Genomic DNA, 21283 nt, shown 5'->3' with positions numbered 1-21283 from the left:
GTGGCGGGGCGGCCGGTCGTGGCGGGGCGGCCGGTCGTGGCGGGGCGGCCGGTCGTGGCGGGGCGGCCGGTCGTGGCGGGGCGGCCTGCCGGCCGCCCCGCCGGTCTCACCTGCTCCGCAGCGTCTCGAGCGTCGCGTCGAGCCGGGCCGCGCGCGGCCGGTTGTGGGGGAGCTTCGCGAGCAGGACGGCCATGCCGCAGGTGTCGGTGAGCGCGGAGAAGACCAGTCCGCCCGCCACGCCCGCCGACAGGATCAGGAAGGCCGGGTGGACGAGCAGTCCGAGCACCACGCCGAGCAGCACCAACGATCCGGCGGTGAAGCGCACTTGGCGTTCCATGCTCCAGCCGGCCGAGGTATCGCAGGCCGTCGGCCGGTGCAGCTCGTGACCCGCTGACGCCCAGGCCCCGGTGCCTCCGGCGAGGGTGGCGGCGCCGACGCCGTGCCGGGCCAGGTACACGCAGGCCTTGACCGAGCGGGCACCCGAGGCGCAGACGACGAGGACCTCGCCGCGCCCCGCCGCGTGCCGGATCTCGGGCAGCGCCTGCCGGACGCGGTCCAGCGGGATGTTGAGGGCGCCCGGGAGGTGTCCCGAGGCATACTCGCCGGGCGTGCGCACATCGATGACGGTCAGCTCGTCGAGCCTGGTGTGCGCCTGCTCGACGGCCAAGGAGACGGGGGTGGAGGGAACGGTCACGGCAGAACGGGTCCTTTCCGGTCGGTGGGGTGGTCGACGTCGTCCCGAAGACGGACGTACAGTACCCCCAGGGGTATTTTGCAAGGAGTGATCGTGGAACTGGAGCTCGAGGGCACGGACCTCAAGGCCGTGCTGAACCGGTTGCGCCGGGCGCAGGGCCAGATCTCCGGGGTGATCCGGATGATCGAGGAAGGGCGGGACTGCGAGGAGGTCGTGACGCAGCTGGCCGCCGCCTCCCGCGCCCTGGACCGCGCGGGTTTCGCCATCATCGCCAGCGGCCTGCAGAAGTGCGTGGCCGACATCGAGGCCGGGCGGACGAACGGCCAGGACCCCGCGCAGATGCGGGCCCGCATGGAGAAGCTGTTCCTGTCGCTGGCGTGAGGGCGGGCCGCCGACGGCCCGGTACGGGGGCGGACGGTCGGCGCTCATCGGGCCACCGCGTCGATGAGCATGAACGCCGCCACCGCCAGCAGCACCACGGCGAAGATCCGCTGCAACGCCGGCCCGGACACCTTCGCGGCCAGCCGCTTGCCGTCCCACGCGGCGAGGACCGCGGCACCGGCGAACGGCGCGATCACCCCCCAGTCCAGCCCGTCGGCCGTCCCGGCCCGCATCGCCAGCGCGGCCAGCGAGTTGACGGTGATGACCAGCAGGCTGGTGCCCACCGCCGCGCGCATGCGCAGGGAGAGCACGCCCACCAGGGCGGGTACGGCGAGGAAGCCGCCGCCGACGCCGAGGACGCCGGTGACCGCGCCGAGTCCGGCGCCGGCGGCCGCCGCTCGGCCGGGCCGGACCGGGCGGTCCGCCTCGGGCGCCGGGCGCGAGCGCAGCATCCGGACCGCGGCGAGCGCCGCGAGCAGCGCGAAGGCGGCGGTGAGCACGACGTCCGGGAGCCGTCCGGCGACCGCCCCGCCGAGCAGGGCCGGGCCGACGCCCGCGGCGGCGAACAGCAGACCGGTACGCCAGTGCACATGGCCGTCCCGGGCGTGTGCGACGAGCGCGGTGGCCGAGGTGACGGTGACGATGACCAGGCTCGCGGTGGTGGCCGCGACCGGGGTGAAGCCGAGCAGGTAGATCAGGGCGGGGACGGCCAGGACGCTGCCGCCGCCCCCGAGCGTGCCCAGCGCCAGGCCGATGACGGCCCCGGCGGCCAGGGCGAGGAGCAGAGCACTCACGCGATCGTGCCGTCCTCGCCCCGCTGGTCCACCACGGGCAGTCCGGCCCGTACCCAGTCCCGCATCCCGCCGATCACGTCGACGGCGTCGGCGCCCCGGGCGGTCAGCAGTTCCGCGGCCTGCAGGGAGCGGTTGCCGGAGCGGCAGACGACGACCAGGAGCCGCCCACGCGCCTCGGGCGGTAGGTCGGCGTCCGAGGCGAGCGCGCTCAGGGGGAGGTGCAGCGCGCCGGGAGCGTGTCCCGCGCGCCATTCCCGCACTTCTCTCACATCCACGAGCACGGCGCCGCGGGATCCGCCGCCGGGCGCGCCGCCCGCCGGGGCGTGGCCCGTGCGTGCGGCGGCCTCCGGGGCGGTGATACGGGCGGGACCGCGGTGGACCGGGCTCATCGGCACTGCTCCCCCCGTTCGGTCCGAACGGTGAGCCCGGCCTTCTGCGCGGACTCGAACCCGTCGTCCACCGCGACCACGTCACGGCCCACCGCGTCGAGCAGGGAGGCGGCCACGGCGGCCCGCATGCCGCCGGCGCAGTGCACCCACACCTGACCGTCGGGGACCTCGTCGGTGCGCCGGTGCAGCTGGTGGACGGGGATGTGCACCGAGCCCTCGACGAAGCCCCCGGCGCGTTCGGAGTCGCGTCGCACGTCGAGTACGACGACGCCCTCCTCCGGGTGCCGCTCGGCGAGGTCCGCGAAGGTGGCCCGCGGGAAGGAGGCGGGCTCCTCGCCCGGACGGAGCCAGGCGGACGGCCCGCCGGTGGCCGCGGCGGTCGGGCGGTCGATGCCGACCCTGGCCAGCTCGCGCTGCGCGTCGGCCAGTTGCGCGGGCGTCTCGGCGAGCAGCGTCACCGGCTTGCCCCAGGGCACCAGCCAGGCCAGGTAGGTGGCGAGCTTGCCCTCGGCCTCGAAGTTGAACGATCCCGCGACGTGCCCCTCGGCGAAGGCCACCCGGTTGCGCAGGTCGACGACCCACTCCCCCGCGGCCAGCCGGGCGGCTATCTCCTCGGGGTCGGCGACGGCGGGCGGGGTGAGGTCGACCGGGGCGGGTCCGGCGGCGTTGGCCGGTCCCATGTGGGTGTAGTACGCGGGGATGTCGTCCAGGCCCGCGAGCAGGTCGGCGACGAAGGTGTCGACGTCGCGGGTGAGCGCGTCGTTGACCACGCGCTCCCGGCCGATGGTCGTGCTGTCGCCCTCCGTCTGACCGGAGGAGCAGAAGCTGCCGAAGCCGTGGGTGGGCAGTACCGCGGTGGCGTCGGGCAGTGCGGCGGCGAGCCGGTGGGCGGAGGCGTGCTGGGCGCGGGCCAGGCCCTCGGTCAGCCGCGGTTCGACCAGGTCGGGGCGGCCGACGGTGCCGATCAGCAGCGAGCCGCCGGTGAACACGGCGAGGGCGGTGCCGGCCTCCCGGAGGACGTACGAGGTGTGGTGCGGGGTGTGTCCCGGGGTGGCCATGGCGCGCAGGGTCAGCCGGGCGTCGCCGTCGACGGTCACGGTGTCGCCGTCGCGGACGGGGGTGCGCGCGAAGCGGACGTCGGCGCCTTCCGGGACGAGGTAGTCGGCTCCGGTCAGCCGGGCGAGTTCCAGGCCGCCGGAGACGTAGTCGTTGTGGACGTGCGTCTCGACGACGTACGCGATGCGCACTCCGTGCCGGGCCGCCGCCGCCAGCACCCGGTCGACGTCCCTGGGCGGGTCGACCGCCACGGCCGTGCGCTCGCCTCCGGCCAGGTAGCTGCGGTTGCCGAGTCCTGCCAGCTCGATCGTCTCCACGAAGAACACAGGACGCTCCCTTCTTAGCGAAGAATTACCCCCCGGGGTATCTCGTCAGACCCTAACACGAGTACCCCCCGGGGTATTTCCGCGCCTCTTCGGCGGCGGGTGCGGGAGGGGGCCGGGAACGTGGCGGGAACGTGGTTCAGTCGGGCAGCACCAGGGCGCACGTCTCGCCCGGCTGGACGCTGACGGCGCGGTCGGCCAGGCGCACGTCGATCGGCGGGCCGTCGGACTCGGGCACGGCGATCCGGATCCGGCCGTGCTCCAGCCGCAGCCGCACGCCCCAGTGCTCCCGGTAGCGCATCGAGACGCCGTAGGAGGACAGCTCCGGCAGCGGGGCGGGGTCGAGCCAGAGCGCGCCCTCACGGGTCTCCAGACCGGTCAGTCCGCGCTGTACGAGGTCGAGGGTGCCGCCCATGGCGCCGAGGTGGACGCCCTCACCGGTGGTGCCGCCCTGGACGTCGGCGATGTCGCTGCGCAGCGCCTCCTGCACGAAGGCCCATGCCTCGGCGCGGCGGGCGCGGGCCAGGACCCAGCCGTGCACCAGACCGCTGAGGGTGGAGCCGTGGCAGGTACGGTCCAGGTAGTAGTCGACGGTGCGCCGCCACAGGTCCTCGTCGAAACGGTGGCCCAGGCGGCCGAGGAGCGCGCGCAGTTCGGCCGGGGAGAAGAGATAGCCCAGCATGAGCACGTCGGCCTGCTTGGACGCCTTGTAGCGGTTGACGCTGTCGCCCTCGGCCTCCAGGATCCGGTCCAGGCGGCGGATGTCGCCGTAGCGTTCGCGGTATCCGGCCCAGTCGAACTCGGCCAGGCCGCCGTACCCCTCGAACTGGCTGATGACGCCGTCGTGGAAGGGCACGTGCAGCGTGCGGGAGACGTGCTCCCACTGGTCCAGCTCGGCGCCGTCCACGCCGGTGCGCTCGACGAGTTCACGGCGGCGCGGCTCGGGCAGGACGCTCAGCGCCTCCAGCGCGCGGTCGAGCACCCAGGCGGCCGTGACGTTGGTGTACGCGTTGTCGTCGAGGCCGGGCCGCTCGGCGTCCGGGTAGGCGTCGTGGTACTCGTCGGGGCCCATGACGCCGAGGATGCGGTGGCGTCCCAGATGCTCGTCCCAGGTGGCCGAGTCGGCCCAGAAGCGGGCGATCTGGAACAGTGTCTCGGCGCCCTTGGTGTGCAGGAACTCCGCGTCGCCGCTCGCCTCGCAGTACCGCCACACGTTGTAGGCGACCGCCGAGCCGACATGATGCTGGAGGTGGGAGTGGTCCGGCAGCCAGCGGCCCGAGCGGGGGTTGAGGTGCAGCCGCTGGGTCTCCTCCCGGCCGTCGCTGCCGCTCTGCCACGGGAACATCGCGCCGCGCCGGCCGATCGCGCGCGCCGCCGAGCAGGCCCGCTCCAGGCGCCGGTGCCGGTAGTGCAGCAGGGCTCGGGAGACCTCGGGGAAGTGCAGGTTCAGGTACGGCAGGACGAACAGCTCGTCCCAGAAGACGTGGCCGCGGTAGGCCTCGCCGTGCAGGCCGCGGGCCGGCACGCCGACGTCCAGGTCGGCGGTGTGCGGGGAGAGGGTCTGGAGCACGTGGAAGAGGTGCAGGCGCAGGATGCGTCCCGGCTCCCCGGGGACGTCGATGGCGGCCCGGCGCCACAGCCGCCCCCAGGCCGTCCGGTGGCTCTCCAGCAGTCCGGCGAAGCCGGGCGCCGCGCCCACCCGGTCGATCGCCGCGTCCAGCGGATCGCTGATCGCCAGGTCGCGGGAGGTGTGCAGGGCGACGGTCTTGTCCAGGGTGGCGGTACGGCCGGGTACCAGGCTCAGACGCACCCGCTGGATCGCGCGCGGGTGCTCGTGCCGGGTGCCCATCGGTCCGGCCGCCTGGTCGGCGGTCAGCCGGGCTGCCAGGCCGATCCGGATGTCGGAGGTCCGGGTCCGGCAGCGCAGCCACACCTTGTCCGGGGCCGCGGTGCCGGTGTGCACCTGGGTGAGGTGGCGGCCCTCCAGGTCCTGGTAGCGGCGTACTCCGGCGTTCGTCACGCCGCCGTCGACCGCCGCCTCGACCTCCAGGTCCGCCGGGCCGCCCTCGGCGGTGAACTCGGTGCGCAGGGCCGCCAGATACGGGTCGGCCATGTGCACGATCCGCTGCTGGCACACGGTCAGCGTCCGCCCGTCGCCGAGCCCGTACCGGGTACGGCGCTCCAGCACGCCCGGGTCCAGGTGCAGGACCTGGTGGTGCTCGAGGACCGGCACCGTGTCCGGGGTGAGCCAGGCGCCGCCCGCGAGGCGGAAGCGCAGCGGCAGCCAGTCGGGCAGGTTGACCAGGTCCTCGTTCTCGACCTGCCGGCCGGCGACGTGGGAGACGATCCGGTTGTAGCAGCCGGCCAGGTAGGTGCCCGGGTAGTGCACCTCGTCCGCGGCGCACTCCGGCAGGGCTCCGCGCGTGGCGAAGCGGCCGTTGCCCAGGGCGCACAGGGACTCCCTCAGCCGCTCCTGCGCGGCGTCGTAGCCGTCGTAGGCCCAGGTCCGCGCCGTCGTCTCCGGCACCGCGCGATCACACCCGCTGCGGTACGACGGCGACCGGGCAGTGCGCGTGGTGCAGGAGGGTGTGGGCCGTCCGGCCCAGCTGGAGACCGAAGTGGCCCTCCCTGCGCCGTACCCCGACGATCACCAGGTCGGCGGCGGCCGAGCGGTCCACGAGCACCCGGTGCGCCGGCCCCTCGACCGTGGCGGCGCGCACCCGCACCGCACGGTGCTCGGCCGCCGGTTCGCGCAGCAGTTCCTCCAGCACGGCGGCGGCCCGCTCCTCGTGCCGCCGGGCCGGCTCCTCGGCGAGCTCCGGGCTGCCGACGCCCTCGTGCACGGGGCGCCGCCAGGTGCGTACGACGTCGAGCACGCAGCCGCGCACCTCGGCCTCCCGGAACGCGAACCGCGCGGCCTCGTGCCCGCTGTCGGAGTCTCCGGCGGCGAGCAGGATCCGCTCGTGGGTGCCGGCCAGGCCGGCCCGGTCACCGCGGACCACGACGACCGGGCAGTGCGCCCGGGCCGCCACGGCCAGACCGACCGAACCCAGCAGCAGCCCCTTCAGCTGACCCCGCCCGCGAGAGCCGGTGACCAGCACGGAGGCGTTGGCGGCCTCGCCCAGCAGGGCGGTGACCGTGTCCTGCGGAAGGATGTCGGTGGACACCTTCACCTCCGGGTCGCGCCGCTGGGCGCGCTCGGCGGCGGAGGCGACGATGTGCTCCGCCATCACCTGCTCCGAGGGGCGCCCCACCGTCCCCGACGGCACCGCGCCCTCGTACCGCTCCCACAGGGACGCGTACACCAGGCGCAGCGGGAGACCGAACCGGGCGGCCTCAGCCACCGCCCAGTCCACCGCGGTCAGGCTCGGGTCCGACCCGTCGACACCCACCACCAGGGGCAGTTCCACCGACCCCACCGCCTTCCGCCGGGGCTGCCGCCTCCTGCGGCAGCGCGTCCCACCTTCACCGTCGCATCCGGCAGGGCACGGCGCGAGAGCGCTTCGGTCCTTCCGGGAGGCCGTTCGGAGGACCGTTCGGCCCCTCCCGCCGCGCCGTCTCCGAGTTCTCCCCGGCGCGGCGCGCCCGGTCCGCGCACCGTCAGATCTCGGGTCCGGTCCCCGTGGCGGACGACGACGGCCGCTCGTCGGCCAGATCGGGTTCCAGGAGGGGGCGGCGGCGTGGTCCCGTGAGGTCGCACCGCACGTCCACCACGCCCTCGACGCTGCGCGCCAGGCGGATGACGAGCGGGATCACGGAGGCGTCCGGGACCCGGCCGGTGAGCGTGACCACTCCCTCGCGCACCGCCACGCCCACCGAGTCCGCCAGGAGCCCGGCGACGACGACCTGGCGGCGGACCTCCGCCGCGATGTCCTCGTCGCCGCGCAGGAACACCTTCAGCAGGTCGGAACGGCTGACGATGCCGATGAGCACACCGTCGTCGCCGACGACCGGCAGGCGCTTGACGCCGTGCCGGGCCATGAGGCGGGCGGCCCGGCCCAGGGTGGCGGCGGGGTGCACGGTGACGGCCGGGGTGTTCATCAGTTCCTCGGCGGTCACGGCCCGGGCCTTGGCCGGGCGCGAGCCGGCCAGGGGCGGCGGCCCGCCGGGCAGGTCCGGGTCGTAGTCGCGAAGCTCCTCCTTGCGCAGCAGGTCGGCCTCGGAGACGACGCCGAGCACCCGGCCCCGGCCGTCCAGCACGGGCATCGCGCTGACGCCCCACTGCTCCATGGTCCGCACGATCTCCTTGAACATCGCTCCACCGGCCAGCGCGACGACGGTATGGGTCATCACGTCGCCGACGGTGTACTGGGAACCCTGCATGGTGTCCTCCGGCGGGCTCGAAGAGGGGCGGGCACGAGGATCAGACGAGGCGGTCCAGGCCGTACACGCTGAGTCCGCCGACGAGTTCCCGGCCCGTGACCAGTTCCGGTTCGATACGGACGAAGACCACCTGCGGCGAGGGCACCCAGGGCCGCGGGCCGCCGTGGAGCAGGCGCCGGTGATCGGCGGGGTCGATCACCACCGCGGCGGGGCCGGTGACGACGACGCTCCAGCCGGAGTGCGCGACCGCGTCCACCTCGTCGGCCTCGAAGGCGACCACCGCGCCGTCGACCGCGCGGACCAGTTCGGAGGTGGCCGAGGTGCACAGCAGCACCGCGCCGTCGCCGTCCAGGGCGAAGTTGACCGGGAGCACCGCGGGCAGGGCGTGCCGCGTATGGACGATACGGCCCACCGGCGCCTTGGCCAGCAGCCGCAGGCACTCCTGCCGCCCGAGCTCGCGGAACCCGTCGTTGCGATACATCAGTCATCCGTCTTTCCACCTGGCGGAGCGCGTGCGGCCGTTCCGCGCCGCGTCTCCTGCGTGTCTTCTGCGCCTCTCCCGCGTGTCCCCGCCTTGGGGCGGCCCCGGCGGCCGGGCACGAGGGTCGCACCCGGCGTCCGGCCCGTCAGGCCGCGGGCACCGGGACGACCTCGCGCCGCGGACCACCGAGCACGACCTTCAGCGCCCCCGTCTCGGCGGCGTGGGCGAAGACGTCGTAGGCCTCCTCCATGCGCTCCAGCGGGAACGTGTGGGTGACCAGATGGGAGGTGGGCAGCCGGCCGGCCGCCGCCATCCGCAGCAGCGTCGGCGTGGAGTGGGTGTCGACCAGGCCCGTGGTGATGGTCACGTTCTTGATCCACAACTCTTCCAGGTGCAGGGTGGCGGGTTTGCCGTGCACTCCGACGTTGGCCACGTGGCCCCCGGGCCGCACCATGCGCGTGCACAGCTCGAAGGTCTCCGGTACGCCCACCGCCTCGACGACCACGTCGGCGCCGAGCCCTCCGGTGAGGTCGTCGACCAGCTGCTCGGGGGCCTCGCGCGCGTCGGCCACGGCCTCGGCGCCGAGCTTGCGGGCGGCTTCCAGACGGGTGGCGGCCAGGTCCACGGCGATGACGCGCTCGGGCGCGAACAGCCGGGCGGTGGCGATCGCCGCGAGCCCGATGGGCCCGGCGCCGACCACGACGACGGTGTCACCGGGCCGCACCCGCCCGTTGAGCACGCCGACCTCGTAGGCGGTCGGGAAGATGTCGGCCAGCAGCACGCCGTCCACGTCGGTCACCGCAGCGGGCAGCGGATGCACGGAGAGGTCGGCGAAGGGCACCCGGACGAACTCCGCCTGGGTGCCGTCGATCAGGTGGCCGAGGATCCAGCCCCCGCCGCCGCGGCACTGGCCGTACATGGCCTCGCGGCAGAAGCGGCACCGGCCGCAGGCGGTGACGCAGGAGACGAGGACCCGGTCGCCGGGCCGTACGGTGCGCACCTCGGCGCCGACCTCGACGATCTCGCCGACGGCCTCGTGCCCCAGCACCGTGCCGGGGCGGACCTCGGGCACGTCGCCCTTGAGGATGTGCAGGTCGGTCCCGCAGATGGTCACGGCGTCGACGCGCACGACGGCGTCGGTGGCCTCCTCGAGGTCCGGGTCGGGGACCTCCTCCCAGGCGGACTGCCCGGGGCCGTGGAAGACGTAGCCTTTCATGCCGAAACTCACCCTCTTCGCTCCGGGTGGCCTTCGCTGACGGACGGCCTTCATGGCCGGCCGGGTTCCGGCGGTCCGCGGCCGGCGGGCGCGGCCCGCGCTCCGGCGCGACACCGGGACCGCCCACGCCTTCAGCTTCTCCGACGGTCCGGGGTTCCGCATGGGCCGGTCGGCCCCATCGGCCGCCCGCGGGAGCGGGTGCCCGATGGGGCGGTCCGACCGCGGGCTCTTCGGCCGCCGCGAAGGGGACCGAACGGCCCTTCCCCGCGCCGCGCCGGACCGGCTTGGCTGACGGCATGTCCGAACGTCCCACCGGGCCCGCCGTGAACCACGCGGAACGCATGGTCGGCACCACGACCGTCGTGACGCTGAGCGGCGACGTCGACCTCGTCACGAGGCTGTCCCTCGCCGCGCGCCTCGACGCACTGACCGACAAGCCGCGGCCGGACCTGGTGCTCGACCTGCGGCCCGTGCCCTTCATCGACTGCGCCGGGCTGGGTCTGCTGTGCCGGGTCCGCAACCGCGTCGCGGACCGCGGTGGCCGGCTGCGGCTGGTCAGCGGCAGTTCGTCCTTCCGGCGGATCCTGCGCCACACCGGCCTGACCGGTGTCTTCCAGGTGCTGCCGGAGTACGGGGAGGAGACCCCGGCCGCCGGGCCGGTTCCCCGGCAGGGGGTGGTCGCCACTGGCCAGGGATGAACGGCGGACGAACGGCCACCACGGTGGGACGAAAGGTGGGGCCGCGCACGGAAGGACGTTCGACGCACGGGCTGCACGGACTGGTGAGCGGGCTGGTGAGTGGGAGAAGACGGGAGAAAGGGAGGCGCGACCGGTGAGCGGCAGGACGGGCCACGGGCGCACGCGGCGCAGGCTGTGGCGGTGGCGCCGCAATCCGCTGCGCCGCCACGAGGACATCGTCGAGGCCTGGGCGATCCTGGTGATGTGGCTGGTGATCGTGGTCGGCGGCGCGGTCGCCGGAACGGTGGCGGCACGCGCCGCGGGCCAGGAACTCGCCTGGCAGCGCGCCGACCGGCACCCGGTCCGAGCCGTGCTGCTCACGGCCGCCCCGGCGACCACGCCCACGGAGAACGCGAGCTACCGGGCACCGGCGAAGGTCCGCTGGACCGGCCCCGACGGCACCACCCGTACCGGGCAGACCCTGGTGAGCACGGGCCTGCCGGCCGGTGCGGCGGTCACCGTCTGGCAGGACGGCCGGGGCCATCCGGCCGCCGAACCGCCCGGCCCGGCGGAGGCGACCGCGCAGGCCGCCCTGTTCGGCACCTCGGCGGCGCTCGTCCTCGGCGGCCTGGTCCTCGGATCGACGGCCCTGTTCCGCCGGCGGCTGGACCGGCGCCGCTACGCCCTGTGGGGCGCGGAGTGGGATCTCGTCGGACCGCGCTGGGACCAGAAGACGAGCTGACCCGCCCCGCCGGCCCGGACGTCCCGGAGGCGTTCGGATCCCGGAAGCGTTCGAATGGAGTCGAGGCGGTCTGCCGCCGCGCCGCCGGGACCACGTACGAGGAGGTGGCGGCGCATGCGCTACGAGAACCGCGCGGACGCCGGACGGCGCCTGGCCCGATGCCTGGAATTCCTGCGCGACGAGGACGCGGTGGTGCTCGGGGTGCCCCGGGGCGGCGTCCCGGTGGCCTTCGAGGTGGCCCGGCACCTGGGCGCTCCGCTCGACCTGGCCGTGGTGCGCAAACTGCCCGTGCCCTGGCAGCCGGAACTCGGTTTCGGCGCCCTCGGTGAGCACGGGGTACGCGTCATCGACCGGGCCGTCCTGGCGGAGAGCGGGCTGGATCCCGCCGAGCGGGAGACCGTCGAACGCGCCGAGCGGGCCGAACTGGAGCGGCGCCTGGGCCACTTGCGCGAGAGCCGCCCGCCGCTGCCCGTGGCCGGGCGGACCGCGCTCGTCGTCGACGACTCGCTGTCGACCGGCGCCGCCGCGGAGGCCGCCTGCCGGGTGGCGCGGACCCGCGGCGCCGCGCGTGTGGTCCTCGCGGTCCCGGTCGGGCCGGAGGCGGCGCTGCCGCACCTGCGCACAGTGGCCGACCGGGTCGTCTGTCTCCAGCCGCTGCGCCACCTCGGTTCGGTCGGGGGCTGGTACGCGGAGTTCGGGGAGGTCACCGACGCGGAGGTCGCCACCCTGCTGGCCGAGGCCCAGCGGGCCACCGCGACCGCCACCGCGACCGCCACCGGACCGCTCCCCGCATTCCCCTCGGAATCGCCCTCCCCGGACCGGGAGGTGGAGGTGCCGGCCGGTCCGGTGCGCCTGTCCGCACGGCTCGCCCTGCCGCCCACGCCACCGGCGGCGGTGGCCTACGCGCTCGGCAGCGGCCGGAGCTGCCCGGCCCACCAGCGCGTGGCCGCCGCCCTGCGCCAGGCGGGCCTGGGCACGCTGCTGATCGACCTGCTCACCGAGGACGAGGAGCGCACCCCGCACAACGTCTTCGACATCGTGCTGCTGGCCCGGCGCCTGCGGGCCGCCACCGACTGGCTGCGCCGGGAGACCGGCCTGCCCGTGAGCCACTGCGGGGCGGGTACGGGCGCGGGCGCCGCGCTGGAGGCCGCGGCGGAGGACGACATCCGCGCCGTGGTCTGTCTCGGCGGCCGCCCCGATCTGGCCCCGCCCGCGGCGCTGGCCCGGGTGCGCGCCCCCTGCCTGTTCGTCGTCGGTGCCCGGGACACACGTCTCCTCGGCCTCAACCGCCTGGCGGCGGACTGGATGCGCTGCGACCACCGTGTCGTCCCCGTGCCCGGCGCCACCGACCTGTTCACCGAGCCGGGCACGGTGGAGGCGGTGGCGGACCTGGCCCGGGACTGGTTCACCACCCATCTCGCCCGGCCGGAGGGGGCGTCGAGGCCGCTGACGTCGGCGTGAGCGGAGTCCGCCGCCGCCCTCGCGTCCGCCCGGGTGCGCGGACGCCCGTCGGAACGTACGGTGTCCTGCTGTGAGGGCCGACGACGGGGCGGCGCTGCCGCGCAAGACCTACGAGAGCGAACTGCTGCGCCTTCAGACGGAGTTGGTGAGGCTCCAGGAGTGGGTGCGGGTCACCGGGGCCCGGCTGGTCGTGGTGTTCGAGGGCCGGGACGCGGCCGGCAAGGGCGGCACCATCAAGCGGGTGACCGAGCACCTCAACCCCCGCATCGCCCGGATCGTGGCGCTGCCCGCGCCGACCGAGCGCCAGCGCACCCAGTGGTACTTCCAGCGGTACGTCGAGCAACTTCCGGCCGCCGGTGAGATCGTGCTGTTCGACCGGTCCTGGTACAACCGGGCCGGGGTCGAGCACGTGATGGGCTTCTGCACCAAGGAGGAGCACCAGCGGTTCCTGCGCCAGTGCCCCATCTTCGAGCGGATGCTCGTGGAGGACGGGGTTCTGCTGCGCAAGTACTGGTTCTCGGTGAGCGACGCCGTGCAGCAGGAACGCTTCCGGCGCCGTCTGGACGACCCGCTGCGACGCTGGAAGCTGTCGCCGATGGACCTGGAGTCCATCACCCACTGGGAGGCGTACTCGCGGGCCAAGGACGAGATGATGGTGCACACGGACATCTCCGAGGCGCCGTGGTACGTGGTGGAGAGCGACGACAAGCGCCGCGCCCGGCTGAACATGATCGCCCATCTGCTCGGCACCGTGCCGTACCACGAGGTCTCACCGACGGTGCTGCGGTTGCCGGAGCGGCCGCCGCCGACCGGCTACGAGAGGCCGCCGCGCGATCTGCAGACCTACGTCCCCGATCACACGGCGGGCCTGTGATCTCACGCCCGTTCGGGCACCACGGCCACCGGGCAGGCCGAGTGGTGCAGTGCGGTGTGGGCGACCCGGCCGAGCTGGAGCCCGAACCGCCCCGCCCGGCGCCGGACTCCGACCACGAGCAGGTCGGCGCCCGGCGCGGCGGCCAGCAGCACCCGGCGGGCCGGCCCCTCCACGGTGCGCCGGCGCACCTTCACCTCCGGCGGCAGCTCGCGCAGCGCGGCCTCCAGGGCGTCGGCGGCCCGCTCCTCGTACACCCGCTGAGGCTCCCCGCCGATCAGCGGATGGTCGAGGGTCTCGTGCGCGGGGCACCGCCAGGCCCGTACGGCCTCCAGTTCGGCCCCGCGGCGCAGGGCCTCCTCGGCGGCGAAGCGCACCGCGGCCGCGGAACTGTCCCCGACACCGAGGACGATGCGGCCGTGCACCGGGATCCGGGCCTGGTTGTCGTGGCTGCCGCGGACCACGATCACGGGGCAGTCGGCGTGCGCGGCCACGAACAGGCTGACCGAACCGAGCAGCAGGTCGACGACCGCGCTGCGGCCGCGGGCGCCCACGACCAGGGCGGAGGCGTTCTTGCCCTCCCGCACCAGCGCGTACTCGGGCGCCTCGGGCAGCGCGGCCCTGCTGATCGGCAGGTCGGGGTGGCGGGCGCGGGCGCGCCGGGCGGCGGCCGCGACGACCTCCTCGGCCTCCACCTGGTCGTCCGGCTTGCCGAGTTCGCGCGCGAGCGCGGCGCCCTCGTAGCGCGCCCAGAGCGAGGCGTACACCACCCGCAGCGGCACCGCGCGCAGAGCGGCCTCGTCGGCGGCCCAGTCGGCGGCCCGCAGGCTGGATTCGGAACCGTCGACTCCGACGACCAGCGGCAGATCCATGGTCCTCATCCTCCCTCTCCGAGGTCGAACACGATGCGGGCCTTGACCTGACCGCGCAGTACCTCGTCGATGGACTCGTTGACGGCGCTGAGCGGACGGCTCTCCCGGATGACCCGGGTGCGGCCCTCCGCGTGCAGTTGGAAGACCTCGGCGAGGTCCTGCCGGGTGCCGACGATCGAGCCGATCACCGAGGTTCCGCCGAGCACGGTGTCGAAGATCGGGACCCGGACCGTGCCCTGCGCGGGCAGGGCGACCATGACGAGCCTGCCGCCGCGCCGCAGCCCGGAGGCGACCGCCTCGAAGGCGGCCTCGTTCACCGCGAGGGCGATCGCCGCGTGCGCGCCGCCGTGCCGTTTGAGTTCCCGGCCGACGTCCTGGGTACGGGCGTCGATCAGGATGTCCGCGCCGAGTTCGGCGGCGAGTTCGAGCTTGTCGTCGGTGACGTCGATCGCGGCGACCCTGGCCCCGGCGATCTTCGCGTACTGGACGGCCAGATGGCCGAGTCCGCCGACCCCGGAGACGGCGACGAGCTGGGCCGGCCGGACGCCGGCGACCTTGAGGGCCTTGTACGTGGTGACGCCCGCGCAGGTCAGCGGGGCCGCGTCGAGGGCACTGACACCGTCGGGCACCGGCTGCGCGAAGTCGGCCCAGGCCAGCATCTTCTCGGCGTACCCGCCGTCGCAGCCGTATCCGGTGTTGACCTGCTGCTCGCAGAGCGTCTCCCAGCCGGACAGGCAGTGCTCGCAGCGGCCGCAGGCATGACCGAGCCACGGCATGGCCACCCGCTGCCCCACGGACAGGTGGGTGACACCCGCGCCGAGCTTCTCCACGAGGCCGACGCCCTCGTGGCCGGGCACGAACGGCGGGTTCGGCTTGACCGGCCAGTCGCCGTGCGCGGCGTGGATGTCGGTGTGGCACAGCCCGCACGCCTCGACGCGGACGCGGACCTGGCCGGGTCCGGGCTCGGGGTCCGGGCGCTCCTCGACGACCAGCGGTTCGCCGAAGGTCCGTACGACCGCAGCCTTCATGATCCTCACTCCTCGGGTGGGGTCCTGTGGTGTTCGGTGGGCCGTGCTCGTGGTGCCGGTCAGGTGTGTGGGACGACCGCGACGGGGGCGGCGGCGTGGTGCAGGACGGCGTGGGTGACGTGCCCGATACGGGTACCCAGGGGGTTGCGGCGCTCGCGCCGGCCCACGACGACGAGGGATGCCTCGTGGGAGGCGTCGACGAGCAGGTCGGCGGCCCCGCCGGGGCGGGAGACCTCGGCGACCTCGACGTCCGGGTACTTCCGCCGCCAGGGGCACAGCACCTCGGTCAGTCCGGCGGCCTCGGCCACCGCGGGCGACGTGAGCAGTTCGGCGTCGGCGGGTACGCCGTAGCCGTAGTACAGCGGCGGGTACCAGCCGTGCACGACGCGCAGCGAGGTACCGCGGCGGGCGGCCGCCTCGAAGGCGAACCGGATCAGGTCCTCGTCCGGGTGCGCGGTGTCCAGGCCCAGGACGACGGGCCGGAAGGCGGCCGCGGCGGAGGGAATGCCCGCGGGGTCCATCTCGTGCTCGTCGGCGGCCTGTTCCCTGGCCCGCACCAGGACGACGGGCCGCTCGGCGTGCGCCACGACGGACAGCCCGACCGAGCCGGCCAGGAAGCCGCCGACCCCGCCGAGGGCGCGCGAGCCCAGTACGAGCAGTTCGGCGTCGGCCGCCTCGTCGGTGAGGATCTCGGCGGGACGGCCGGGAAGGTGCCCGGTGCGCACCTCGACACCCGGATGGCGCAACCGCAGCCCCTCGGCGGCCTCGCGGGGCACCCGCTCGGTCCAGTGCCGATACGTCTCCGCGCCGAGCAGTGGCGCCTGCGCCAGGGGACCGGGCAGCGGCTCCCACACATGGACGAGCCGCACCGGCAGCCCGAGCAGCTTCGCCTCCCGCGCCGCCCATTCGGCGGCGGCCCTGCTCTCGGGAGAACCGTCGAGACCGACGGTTACGGTGCGGGGCATGGTCTCCCACCTCCTGCGACGCTGCCGCGACGGGCACTTCGGTGATCCGTTGATCCGCTTCCGAGAATCGCCGCCATCCGGCGTGGTGGCCATGGGCCGCTGGTCCCGCACCAGGGCCGACCGGCCCCCTGACCGACCCGCACCGGGGGCCTCGCGCGGTGCCCGGCCGCCGGGCGGAACGGTCCCTGGCTGGCACGGTCGCGTCGGGCCGGGCAGCGTGGACGTAGGGACAACGACTGCTCAGTGAGGTGGCCATGCAACCCTCCGAACCGCGACGCCGGGTGGTCGTGGGCGTGGACGGTTCACCGTCCTCCTGCGCGGCGCTGCGCTGGGCGGCGGAGTACGCCCGACTCGTCGGTGGCGTCGTGGAGGCGATCCACGCCTGGGACACCCCGTCGGCCGTCGGCTGGACCGGACCCGCGATCGATCCCGAGTTCGACCTGGAGCAGGCCCGGGAGCGCTTCGCGGAGGGACTGCGCAGCGTCTTCGCGGACGATCGCCCGGCGGACCTGGTGGAGTACCTGGTCGAGGGCGATCCGTCCGAGGTGCTGATCCGCGCCTCGGAGGGGGCGGACGTCCTCGTCGTGGGCAGCCGGGGCCGCGGCGGCTTCGCCCGCGCGATGCTGGGCTCGGTCAGCCAGCGCTGCGCCCAGCACGCGGCCTGTCCGGTGGTCGTGGTGCGCGCGGAGCACGAACGGCACGGCTGACCCGCCGCACGCAGCCCTGCCCGGGTCACAGGCCTGGTGGAGGCCCGGTAAAGGCCCGGTCACGGCTCCGGTGGAGCCCCCCCGTCACCTTCGCCGCGAAGCCCCGGCCGCCACCCCGGTGAAGCCCCCGTCACCCTCGCCGCGAAGCCCGCCGCCACCCCCACCGTGAAGACCCGGCCACCACCCCGCTGAAGCCGCCGCCACCCCCACCGCAAAGCCCCGGCCACCACCCCGCTGAAGCCCCCGCCACCCCCACCGCGAAGACCCGTCACTCCCCAGCTGAAACCCTCGCCACCCCCACGGCGAAGACCCGGCCACCACCCCGCTGAAGCCCCCGTCACTCCCCCGGCGAAGGCCGCGGGGGCTCCTCCGTGCTCACCGGCGCGTGCCAGACCAGCCTGGTGCCTCCGCCCTCGGGTGTGGTCCACTCCAGGCCGCCGCCCAGTCTGCGGGCCCGCTCGGCCATGTTGGCCAGCCCGCTGCGGCGCCCGTCGGCGGGAATCCCCACGCCGTTGTCGGTGACCGTCAGCCGCACGCTCCTGCCGTCGGTCTCCAGCGCCACCTCCGCACGGTCGGCGTGCGCGTGCCGGGCGACGTTCGTCAGCGCCTCCGACAGGACCGCCACCACCTCGTCCGCGGTCTCCCGGGACACATGGGTGTCCAGCAGCCCCTCCATCCGCACACCGGGCGCGAACCCCAGCACCGGCGCGGCCTCCCCGACCACCTGCACCGCCCGCGTCCGCAGTCCGGCGCCCGCCTCCTCGTCGTGCGCCCGCAGACCGAAGATCGTCGACCTGATGATCTTGATGGTCTCGTCCAGGTCGTCGACGGCCCGCAGCACCCGCTCCTTGGCGCCCGAATGGTCGATGAACCGGCCCGCGCTCTGCAACGTCATACCCGTCGCGAACAGCCGCTGTATCGCCAGGTCGTGCAGGTCCCTGGCGATCCGGTCACGGTCCTCGAGCAGCGTGATCTGCTCCGCGTCCCGCCGCCGTCCCGCGAGTTCCATCGCCACGGCGGCCTGCGCCGCGAATCCCTTCAGCAGCTCCAGCTCCTTGCCGGAGAAGTCGGTCCCGCCGGCCTCCCGCACGAGCAGGACCACGCCGCGCACATGATCGCCCGGATCGCCGACCGGCACCGCCACCGCGGGACCCAGGCCGGAAAAGCGCGGCGGCCCCGCCGTCACCCGCGGGTCCCGCGTGATGTCCGGGCTGCTCACCGGTACGCCGCCGGCGAACGCCTCCCCGGTCAGCGTGCCCTGCACCGGCAGCACCAGTCCCCGGTGCGCATCCGCCTCCTGGCCGATCGCCAGCTCCACACTCAGCGTGCCGGTCCCCTTCACCGGCGTCGACATCGCCGCCAGCGCCGCCCCCGTGATCTCCCGCGCACGCTCGGCGATCAGCCCGAGGACCTCCGCCTGGTCGGCACCCGACATCAGGCTCTGCGTGATCTCCGCCATCGCCCGCAGCCAGCGCTCCCGCAGCCGCGACTCCTCGTAGAGCCGCGCGTTGTCGATCGCCACGCCCGCCGCCACGGCCAGCGTGGCCAGCACCGACTCGTCGTCCTCGTCGAACTCCAGCCCGCCGCGCTTCTCGGTCAGGTACAGGTTGCCGAAGACCTGTTCCCGCACCCGGATCGGTACGCCGAGGAACGTGTTCATCGGCGGATGGTGCTCCGGGAAGCCGTACGACGCCGGATGCTCCGACAGCTTCGCCAGCCGCAGCGGTTCCGGATGCCGGATCAGCTCCCCCAGGATCCCGTGCCCTTCGGGGTACGCGCCGATCCGCCCGATCTGCTCCTCGCCCACACCGATCGTGTGGAACGCCGACAACCGTCTGCCGTCGGGACCGATCACGCCCAGCGCCGCGTACTCGGCGTCCACCAGCGTCGCCGCGGCGTCCACGATGCTGTACAGCACCTGCTCCAGGTCGAGCTCCCGGCCGACGGCGAGGACAGCCTCCAGCAGACTGTGCACCCGGTCGCGGGTACCCCGCGCCGCGTCCAGACGCGCCTGCAGCTCCCCCAGCAACTCGTCCAACCGCAACTGCGGCAGCCGCACACGGGCCTCCCCTGACTCCCCGGAACCACCCACCGGCGACCCTCCAAACCCCCGCGCACCACCGAAAGCCGTCTCACCCACCTGCCAGCCACATTAACGGCCCCGGCAGGGGAGGGCACCGGGAGCCCGGCCGGTTCGGCTGGTGGCGCCGTCACAGCCCGTCCACAATGGTGCTTCGGCCGGCAGGGAGGACCGGATGACCCGATTCCTCGTGGCCGGGATCGACGCGTCCCGGGAGAGCCTCGTCGCGGGCGAGTGGGCGGCCGAGGAGGCGGCCCGCCGCGGTCTGGAGCTGCGTCTGGTGCACGCCGTGCCCGCTCCCGCCGATGACATCGTCGATCCGCCGGTCGCCCTCTCCTGGCAGCGGTCCGGCGAGGAGGTGCTGGGGCGCGCAGAGGCCGGTCTCGCCGCCGTGAGCCCCGGGGTGGCGATGAGCGGCGTGCAGGTGGCCGGCTCCGCTCCGGCCGCCTTGCTCTCCGCCGCCCGGACGGCCGAACTCCTCGTCGTCGGGGCCCGGGGGGACGGCGGATTCGACGGCCTCTCGGTGGGCTCGACGGCGCTGGCGGTGGCGAGTGGCGCGCCCTGTCCCGTGGCGGTCGTGCCCCGGCCTCCCGCCGCCGCCCTGCACGAGGCGGAGGTGGCCGTGGGTGTCGGCGACGTCCGCACGGCGGCCGGGCCCCCTCTGGACTTCGCCTTCGGCGCCGCTCGACTCGGTGAGGCCCGGTTGCGGGCCGTGCACGCGTGGTCCCTCGGCGGCGCCCCGATCTGGACCGCGCTCGCGGTGCCCGAGGAGGACCGGGCGACGTGGGAGGACGAGGAGGTCCAGCGGCTGTCCGACGTGCTCCGGGAGCCGCGCGAGAGGTATCCGGACGTCTCCGTGCTGCCCGACGTCGTCCTGCTCCACCCGGCCTACGCGCTGGTGCACGCCTCGCGGCGGGCCGGCCTGCTCGTCGTCGGCCGGCGTGCGAGCCCGCGGGCGGCCGAGCAGCGGCTGGGTCCCGTGGCCCATGCCGTCCTGCACCACGCCCACTGCCCGGTGGTCGTCGTGCCCCACGGGTGACCGCACGTCAGACCGCAGGTCAGGTGCCGAAGAAGACGTCGAACTCCTCGTACAGCTCCATCGGGACCAGCTTGTTCGTGCCCGCCACGTCCGCGAGCGGGACGCGTACGACGTCCGTGCCGCGCAGGGCCACCATCGTGCCGAAGGCGCCGTCCCTGAGGGCCTCCACGGCGTGCAGACCGAAGCGGGTGGCGAGCCACCGGTCGTAGGCGGACGGCGTGCCGCCCCGCTGGACGTGGCCGAGCACCGTCGTACGCGCCTCCTTCTCGGTACGGCTCTCCAGCTCCCGGGCCAGCCAGTCGCCGATGCCGGACAGGCGCACGTGCCCGAACTCGTCGCGCGACTCGTCCTTGACCACCATCTGCCCGGCCCGTGGGACCGCCCCCTCCGCCACGACGACGATCGGCGCGTAGTTGATCTCGAAACGCCTCTCCACCCAGGCGCACACCCTGTCGAGATCGAACTCCACCTCCGGGATGAGGATGGCGTTCGCGCCGCCCGCGACGCCCGCGTGCAGCGCGATCCAGCCCGAGTGGCGCCCCATCACCTCGACGACCAGGGTGCGCTTGTGCGACTCCGCGGTGGTGTGCAGGCGGTCGATGGCCTCGGTCGCGATGCCGACCGCGGTGTCGAAGCCGAAGGTGTAGTCGGTGCCGCCCACGTCGTTGTCGATGGTCTTGGGCACGCCGACCAGGTCGACCCCCGCGTCGGACAGCGCGCTCGCGACGCTGAGCGTGTCCTCGCCGCCGATGACGACGAGGGCGTCGATCTCGTGCGCGCGGAGAGTCTCGCGGATGCGGTCGATGCCCCTGTCGAGCCGGAGCGGATTGGTGCGGGAGGAGCCGAGGATCGTGCCGCCGAGCGGAAGGATCCCGCGCACGGCCGCCACGTCCAGGGGACGGGTGACGTCCTTGACGGCGCCGCCCCAGCCGTCCGCGATCCCGACGAACTCCCAGGCGTACTCCTGCGCGCCCTTGCGTACGACACTGCGGATCACCGCATTCAGACCGGGGCAGTCGCCGCCTCCGGTCAGCACTCCCACCCGCATGGTCTCTCCCTCGCAGCTCTCTCTCCCAGCTTGGACCCGCCGTCCGCGGGCCGCACGGCACGGCCCGCCGCGCCGCGGCCTGCTGTTCCGCTTCCGGATCCGGTGCGGACGGTATGCGGTCGTCGACGAGCTGCAC

At 74.6% G+C, this 21283-nt stretch carries 21 protein-coding genes; 7 read left to right on the top strand and 14 right to left on the bottom strand.

What is annotated here, in order from left to right; genetic code table 11:
• Positions 1-106 precede the first annotated feature (106 nt).
• On the bottom strand, positions 107-694 hold the full coding sequence (locus ACIQMV_RS36280) for a rhodanese-like domain-containing protein (protein WP_402597350.1): 588 nt from the start codon (positions 692-694) through the stop codon (positions 107-109).
• A 93-nt stretch (positions 695-787) separates the two neighbouring features.
• Between ACIQMV_RS36280 and ACIQMV_RS36275 the strand changes: the two genes are divergently transcribed.
• Positions 788-1075: a metal-sensitive transcriptional regulator gene (locus ACIQMV_RS36275; RefSeq protein WP_141364307.1), complete on the top strand. Its 288-nt coding sequence runs from the start codon at positions 788-790 to the stop codon at positions 1073-1075.
• Positions 1076-1119: 44 nt separating this feature from the next.
• On the opposite strand, the gene ACIQMV_RS36270 is transcribed toward ACIQMV_RS36275, so the two are convergent.
• The 8 genes from ACIQMV_RS36270 to ACIQMV_RS36235 all read right to left on the bottom strand — a co-directional run bounded on the left by ACIQMV_RS36270 (position 1120) and on the right by ACIQMV_RS36235 (position 9657).
• Positions 1120-1869 carry a sulfite exporter TauE/SafE family protein gene (locus ACIQMV_RS36270; protein WP_402597349.1) on the bottom strand — a complete coding sequence of 250 codons (750 nt, stop codon included), beginning with the start codon at positions 1867-1869 and terminating at the stop codon, positions 1120-1122.
• A complete protein-coding gene (locus ACIQMV_RS36265) occupies positions 1866-2258 on the bottom strand; it encodes a rhodanese-like domain-containing protein (RefSeq protein ID WP_402597348.1) in 393 nt (130 codons plus the stop codon). Before ACIQMV_RS36265 ends, ACIQMV_RS36270 begins: the two co-directional genes overlap by 4 nt.
• Positions 2255-3640, bottom strand: a complete 1386-nt coding sequence (locus tag ACIQMV_RS36260) for a rhodanese-like domain-containing protein (protein ID WP_402597347.1) — start codon at positions 3638-3640, stop codon at positions 2255-2257. Before ACIQMV_RS36260 ends, ACIQMV_RS36265 begins: the two co-directional genes overlap by 4 nt.
• Before the next feature lie 136 nt (positions 3641-3776).
• Positions 3777-6164 carry a glycoside hydrolase family 65 protein gene (locus tag ACIQMV_RS36255; RefSeq protein ID WP_402597346.1) on the bottom strand — a complete coding sequence of 796 codons (2388 nt, stop codon included), beginning with the start codon at positions 6162-6164 and terminating at the stop codon, positions 3777-3779.
• A 7-nt stretch (positions 6165-6171) separates the two neighbouring features.
• Positions 6172-7047 carry a universal stress protein gene (locus ACIQMV_RS36250; RefSeq protein ID WP_141364297.1) on the bottom strand — a complete coding sequence of 292 codons (876 nt, stop codon included), beginning with the start codon at positions 7045-7047 and terminating at the stop codon, positions 6172-6174.
• Between the two features lie 190 nt (positions 7048-7237).
• Positions 7238-7960, bottom strand: coding sequence for a CBS domain-containing protein (locus ACIQMV_RS36245; protein ID WP_402597345.1), 723 nt, complete (start codon positions 7958-7960; stop codon positions 7238-7240).
• Between the two features lie 40 nt (positions 7961-8000).
• Positions 8001-8441 carry a pyridoxamine 5'-phosphate oxidase family protein gene (locus ACIQMV_RS36240; RefSeq protein ID WP_402597344.1) on the bottom strand — a complete coding sequence of 147 codons (441 nt, stop codon included), beginning with the start codon at positions 8439-8441 and terminating at the stop codon, positions 8001-8003.
• A gap of 145 nt (positions 8442-8586) precedes the next feature.
• Positions 8587-9657 carry a zinc-dependent alcohol dehydrogenase family protein gene (locus tag ACIQMV_RS36235; protein WP_402597343.1) on the bottom strand — a complete coding sequence of 357 codons (1071 nt, stop codon included), beginning with the start codon at positions 9655-9657 and terminating at the stop codon, positions 8587-8589.
• Positions 9658-9953: 296 nt separating this feature from the next.
• Here ACIQMV_RS36235 and ACIQMV_RS36230 point away from each other — a divergent pair, with 296 nt between their 5' ends.
• The 4 genes from ACIQMV_RS36230 (at position 9954) to ppk2 (ending at position 13411) form a co-directional block, all read left to right on the top strand.
• On the top strand, positions 9954-10355 hold the full coding sequence (locus ACIQMV_RS36230; protein WP_402597342.1) for an STAS domain-containing protein: 402 nt from the start codon (positions 9954-9956) through the stop codon (positions 10353-10355).
• 133 nt (positions 10356-10488) lie between these two features.
• Positions 10489-11076 (top strand): hypothetical protein, encoded by a 588-nt coding sequence (locus tag ACIQMV_RS36225; RefSeq protein ID WP_402597341.1) that lies wholly within the window; start codon positions 10489-10491, stop codon positions 11074-11076.
• A gap of 114 nt (positions 11077-11190) precedes the next feature.
• On the top strand, positions 11191-12537 hold the full coding sequence (locus ACIQMV_RS36220) for a phosphoribosyltransferase (protein WP_402597340.1): 1347 nt from the start codon (positions 11191-11193) through the stop codon (positions 12535-12537).
• Between the two features lie 70 nt (positions 12538-12607).
• Entirely contained in the window at positions 12608-13411 is an 804-nt protein-coding gene (gene ppk2 / locus ACIQMV_RS36215) for a polyphosphate kinase 2 (protein ID WP_141364285.1), read from the top strand.
• 2 nt (positions 13412-13413) lie between these two features.
• Here the strand turns inward: ppk2 and ACIQMV_RS36210 are convergent, their stop codons facing one another.
• Genes ACIQMV_RS36210 through ACIQMV_RS36200 form a run of 3 tightly spaced genes read right to left on the bottom strand, consistent with a single transcriptional unit; the run spans position 13414 to position 16273 of the window.
• On the bottom strand, positions 13414-14280 hold the full coding sequence (locus ACIQMV_RS36210; RefSeq protein WP_402597339.1) for a universal stress protein: 867 nt from the start codon (positions 14278-14280) through the stop codon (positions 13414-13416).
• A 5-nt stretch (positions 14281-14285) separates the two neighbouring features.
• Complete coding sequence (gene adhP, locus ACIQMV_RS36205) at positions 14286-15308, bottom strand: alcohol dehydrogenase AdhP (RefSeq protein ID WP_402597338.1); 1023 nt, start codon at positions 15306-15308, stop codon at positions 14286-14288.
• Positions 15309-15367: 59 nt separating this feature from the next.
• Positions 15368-16273: a universal stress protein gene (locus ACIQMV_RS36200; protein ID WP_402597337.1), complete on the bottom strand. Its 906-nt coding sequence runs from the start codon at positions 16271-16273 to the stop codon at positions 15368-15370.
• 254 nt (positions 16274-16527) lie between these two features.
• Between ACIQMV_RS36200 and ACIQMV_RS36195 the strand changes: the two genes are divergently transcribed.
• Positions 16528-16980 (top strand): universal stress protein, encoded by a 453-nt coding sequence (locus tag ACIQMV_RS36195; protein WP_402597336.1) that lies wholly within the window; start codon positions 16528-16530, stop codon positions 16978-16980.
• 337 nt (positions 16981-17317) lie between these two features.
• Here ACIQMV_RS36195 and ACIQMV_RS36190 read toward each other — a convergent pair whose 3' ends face one another.
• Positions 17318-19039, bottom strand: a complete 1722-nt coding sequence (locus ACIQMV_RS36190) for a GAF domain-containing protein (RefSeq protein ID WP_402597335.1) — start codon at positions 19037-19039, stop codon at positions 17318-17320.
• A gap of 196 nt (positions 19040-19235) precedes the next feature.
• Here ACIQMV_RS36190 and ACIQMV_RS36185 point away from each other — a divergent pair, with 196 nt between their 5' ends.
• The gene (locus ACIQMV_RS36185) at positions 19236-20099 is read left to right on the top strand and encodes a universal stress protein (RefSeq protein WP_402597334.1); all 864 of its coding nucleotides are present in this window, start codon (positions 19236-19238) and stop codon (positions 20097-20099) included.
• Between the two features lie 19 nt (positions 20100-20118).
• Here the strand turns inward: ACIQMV_RS36185 and ACIQMV_RS36180 are convergent, their stop codons facing one another.
• Positions 20119-21147 carry a 6-phosphofructokinase gene (locus tag ACIQMV_RS36180; RefSeq protein WP_141364271.1) on the bottom strand — a complete coding sequence of 343 codons (1029 nt, stop codon included), beginning with the start codon at positions 21145-21147 and terminating at the stop codon, positions 20119-20121.
• Between the last annotated feature and the right edge of the window lie 136 nt (positions 21148-21283).

The organism is Streptomyces sp. NPDC091412, from assembly GCF_044756885.1.
Taxonomy (GTDB): Bacteria; Actinomycetota; Actinomycetes; order Streptomycetales; family Streptomycetaceae; genus Streptomyces.
The sequence above is the reverse complement of the archived record's forward strand: the minus strand, read 5'-3'. Positions and strand labels throughout refer to the sequence as shown.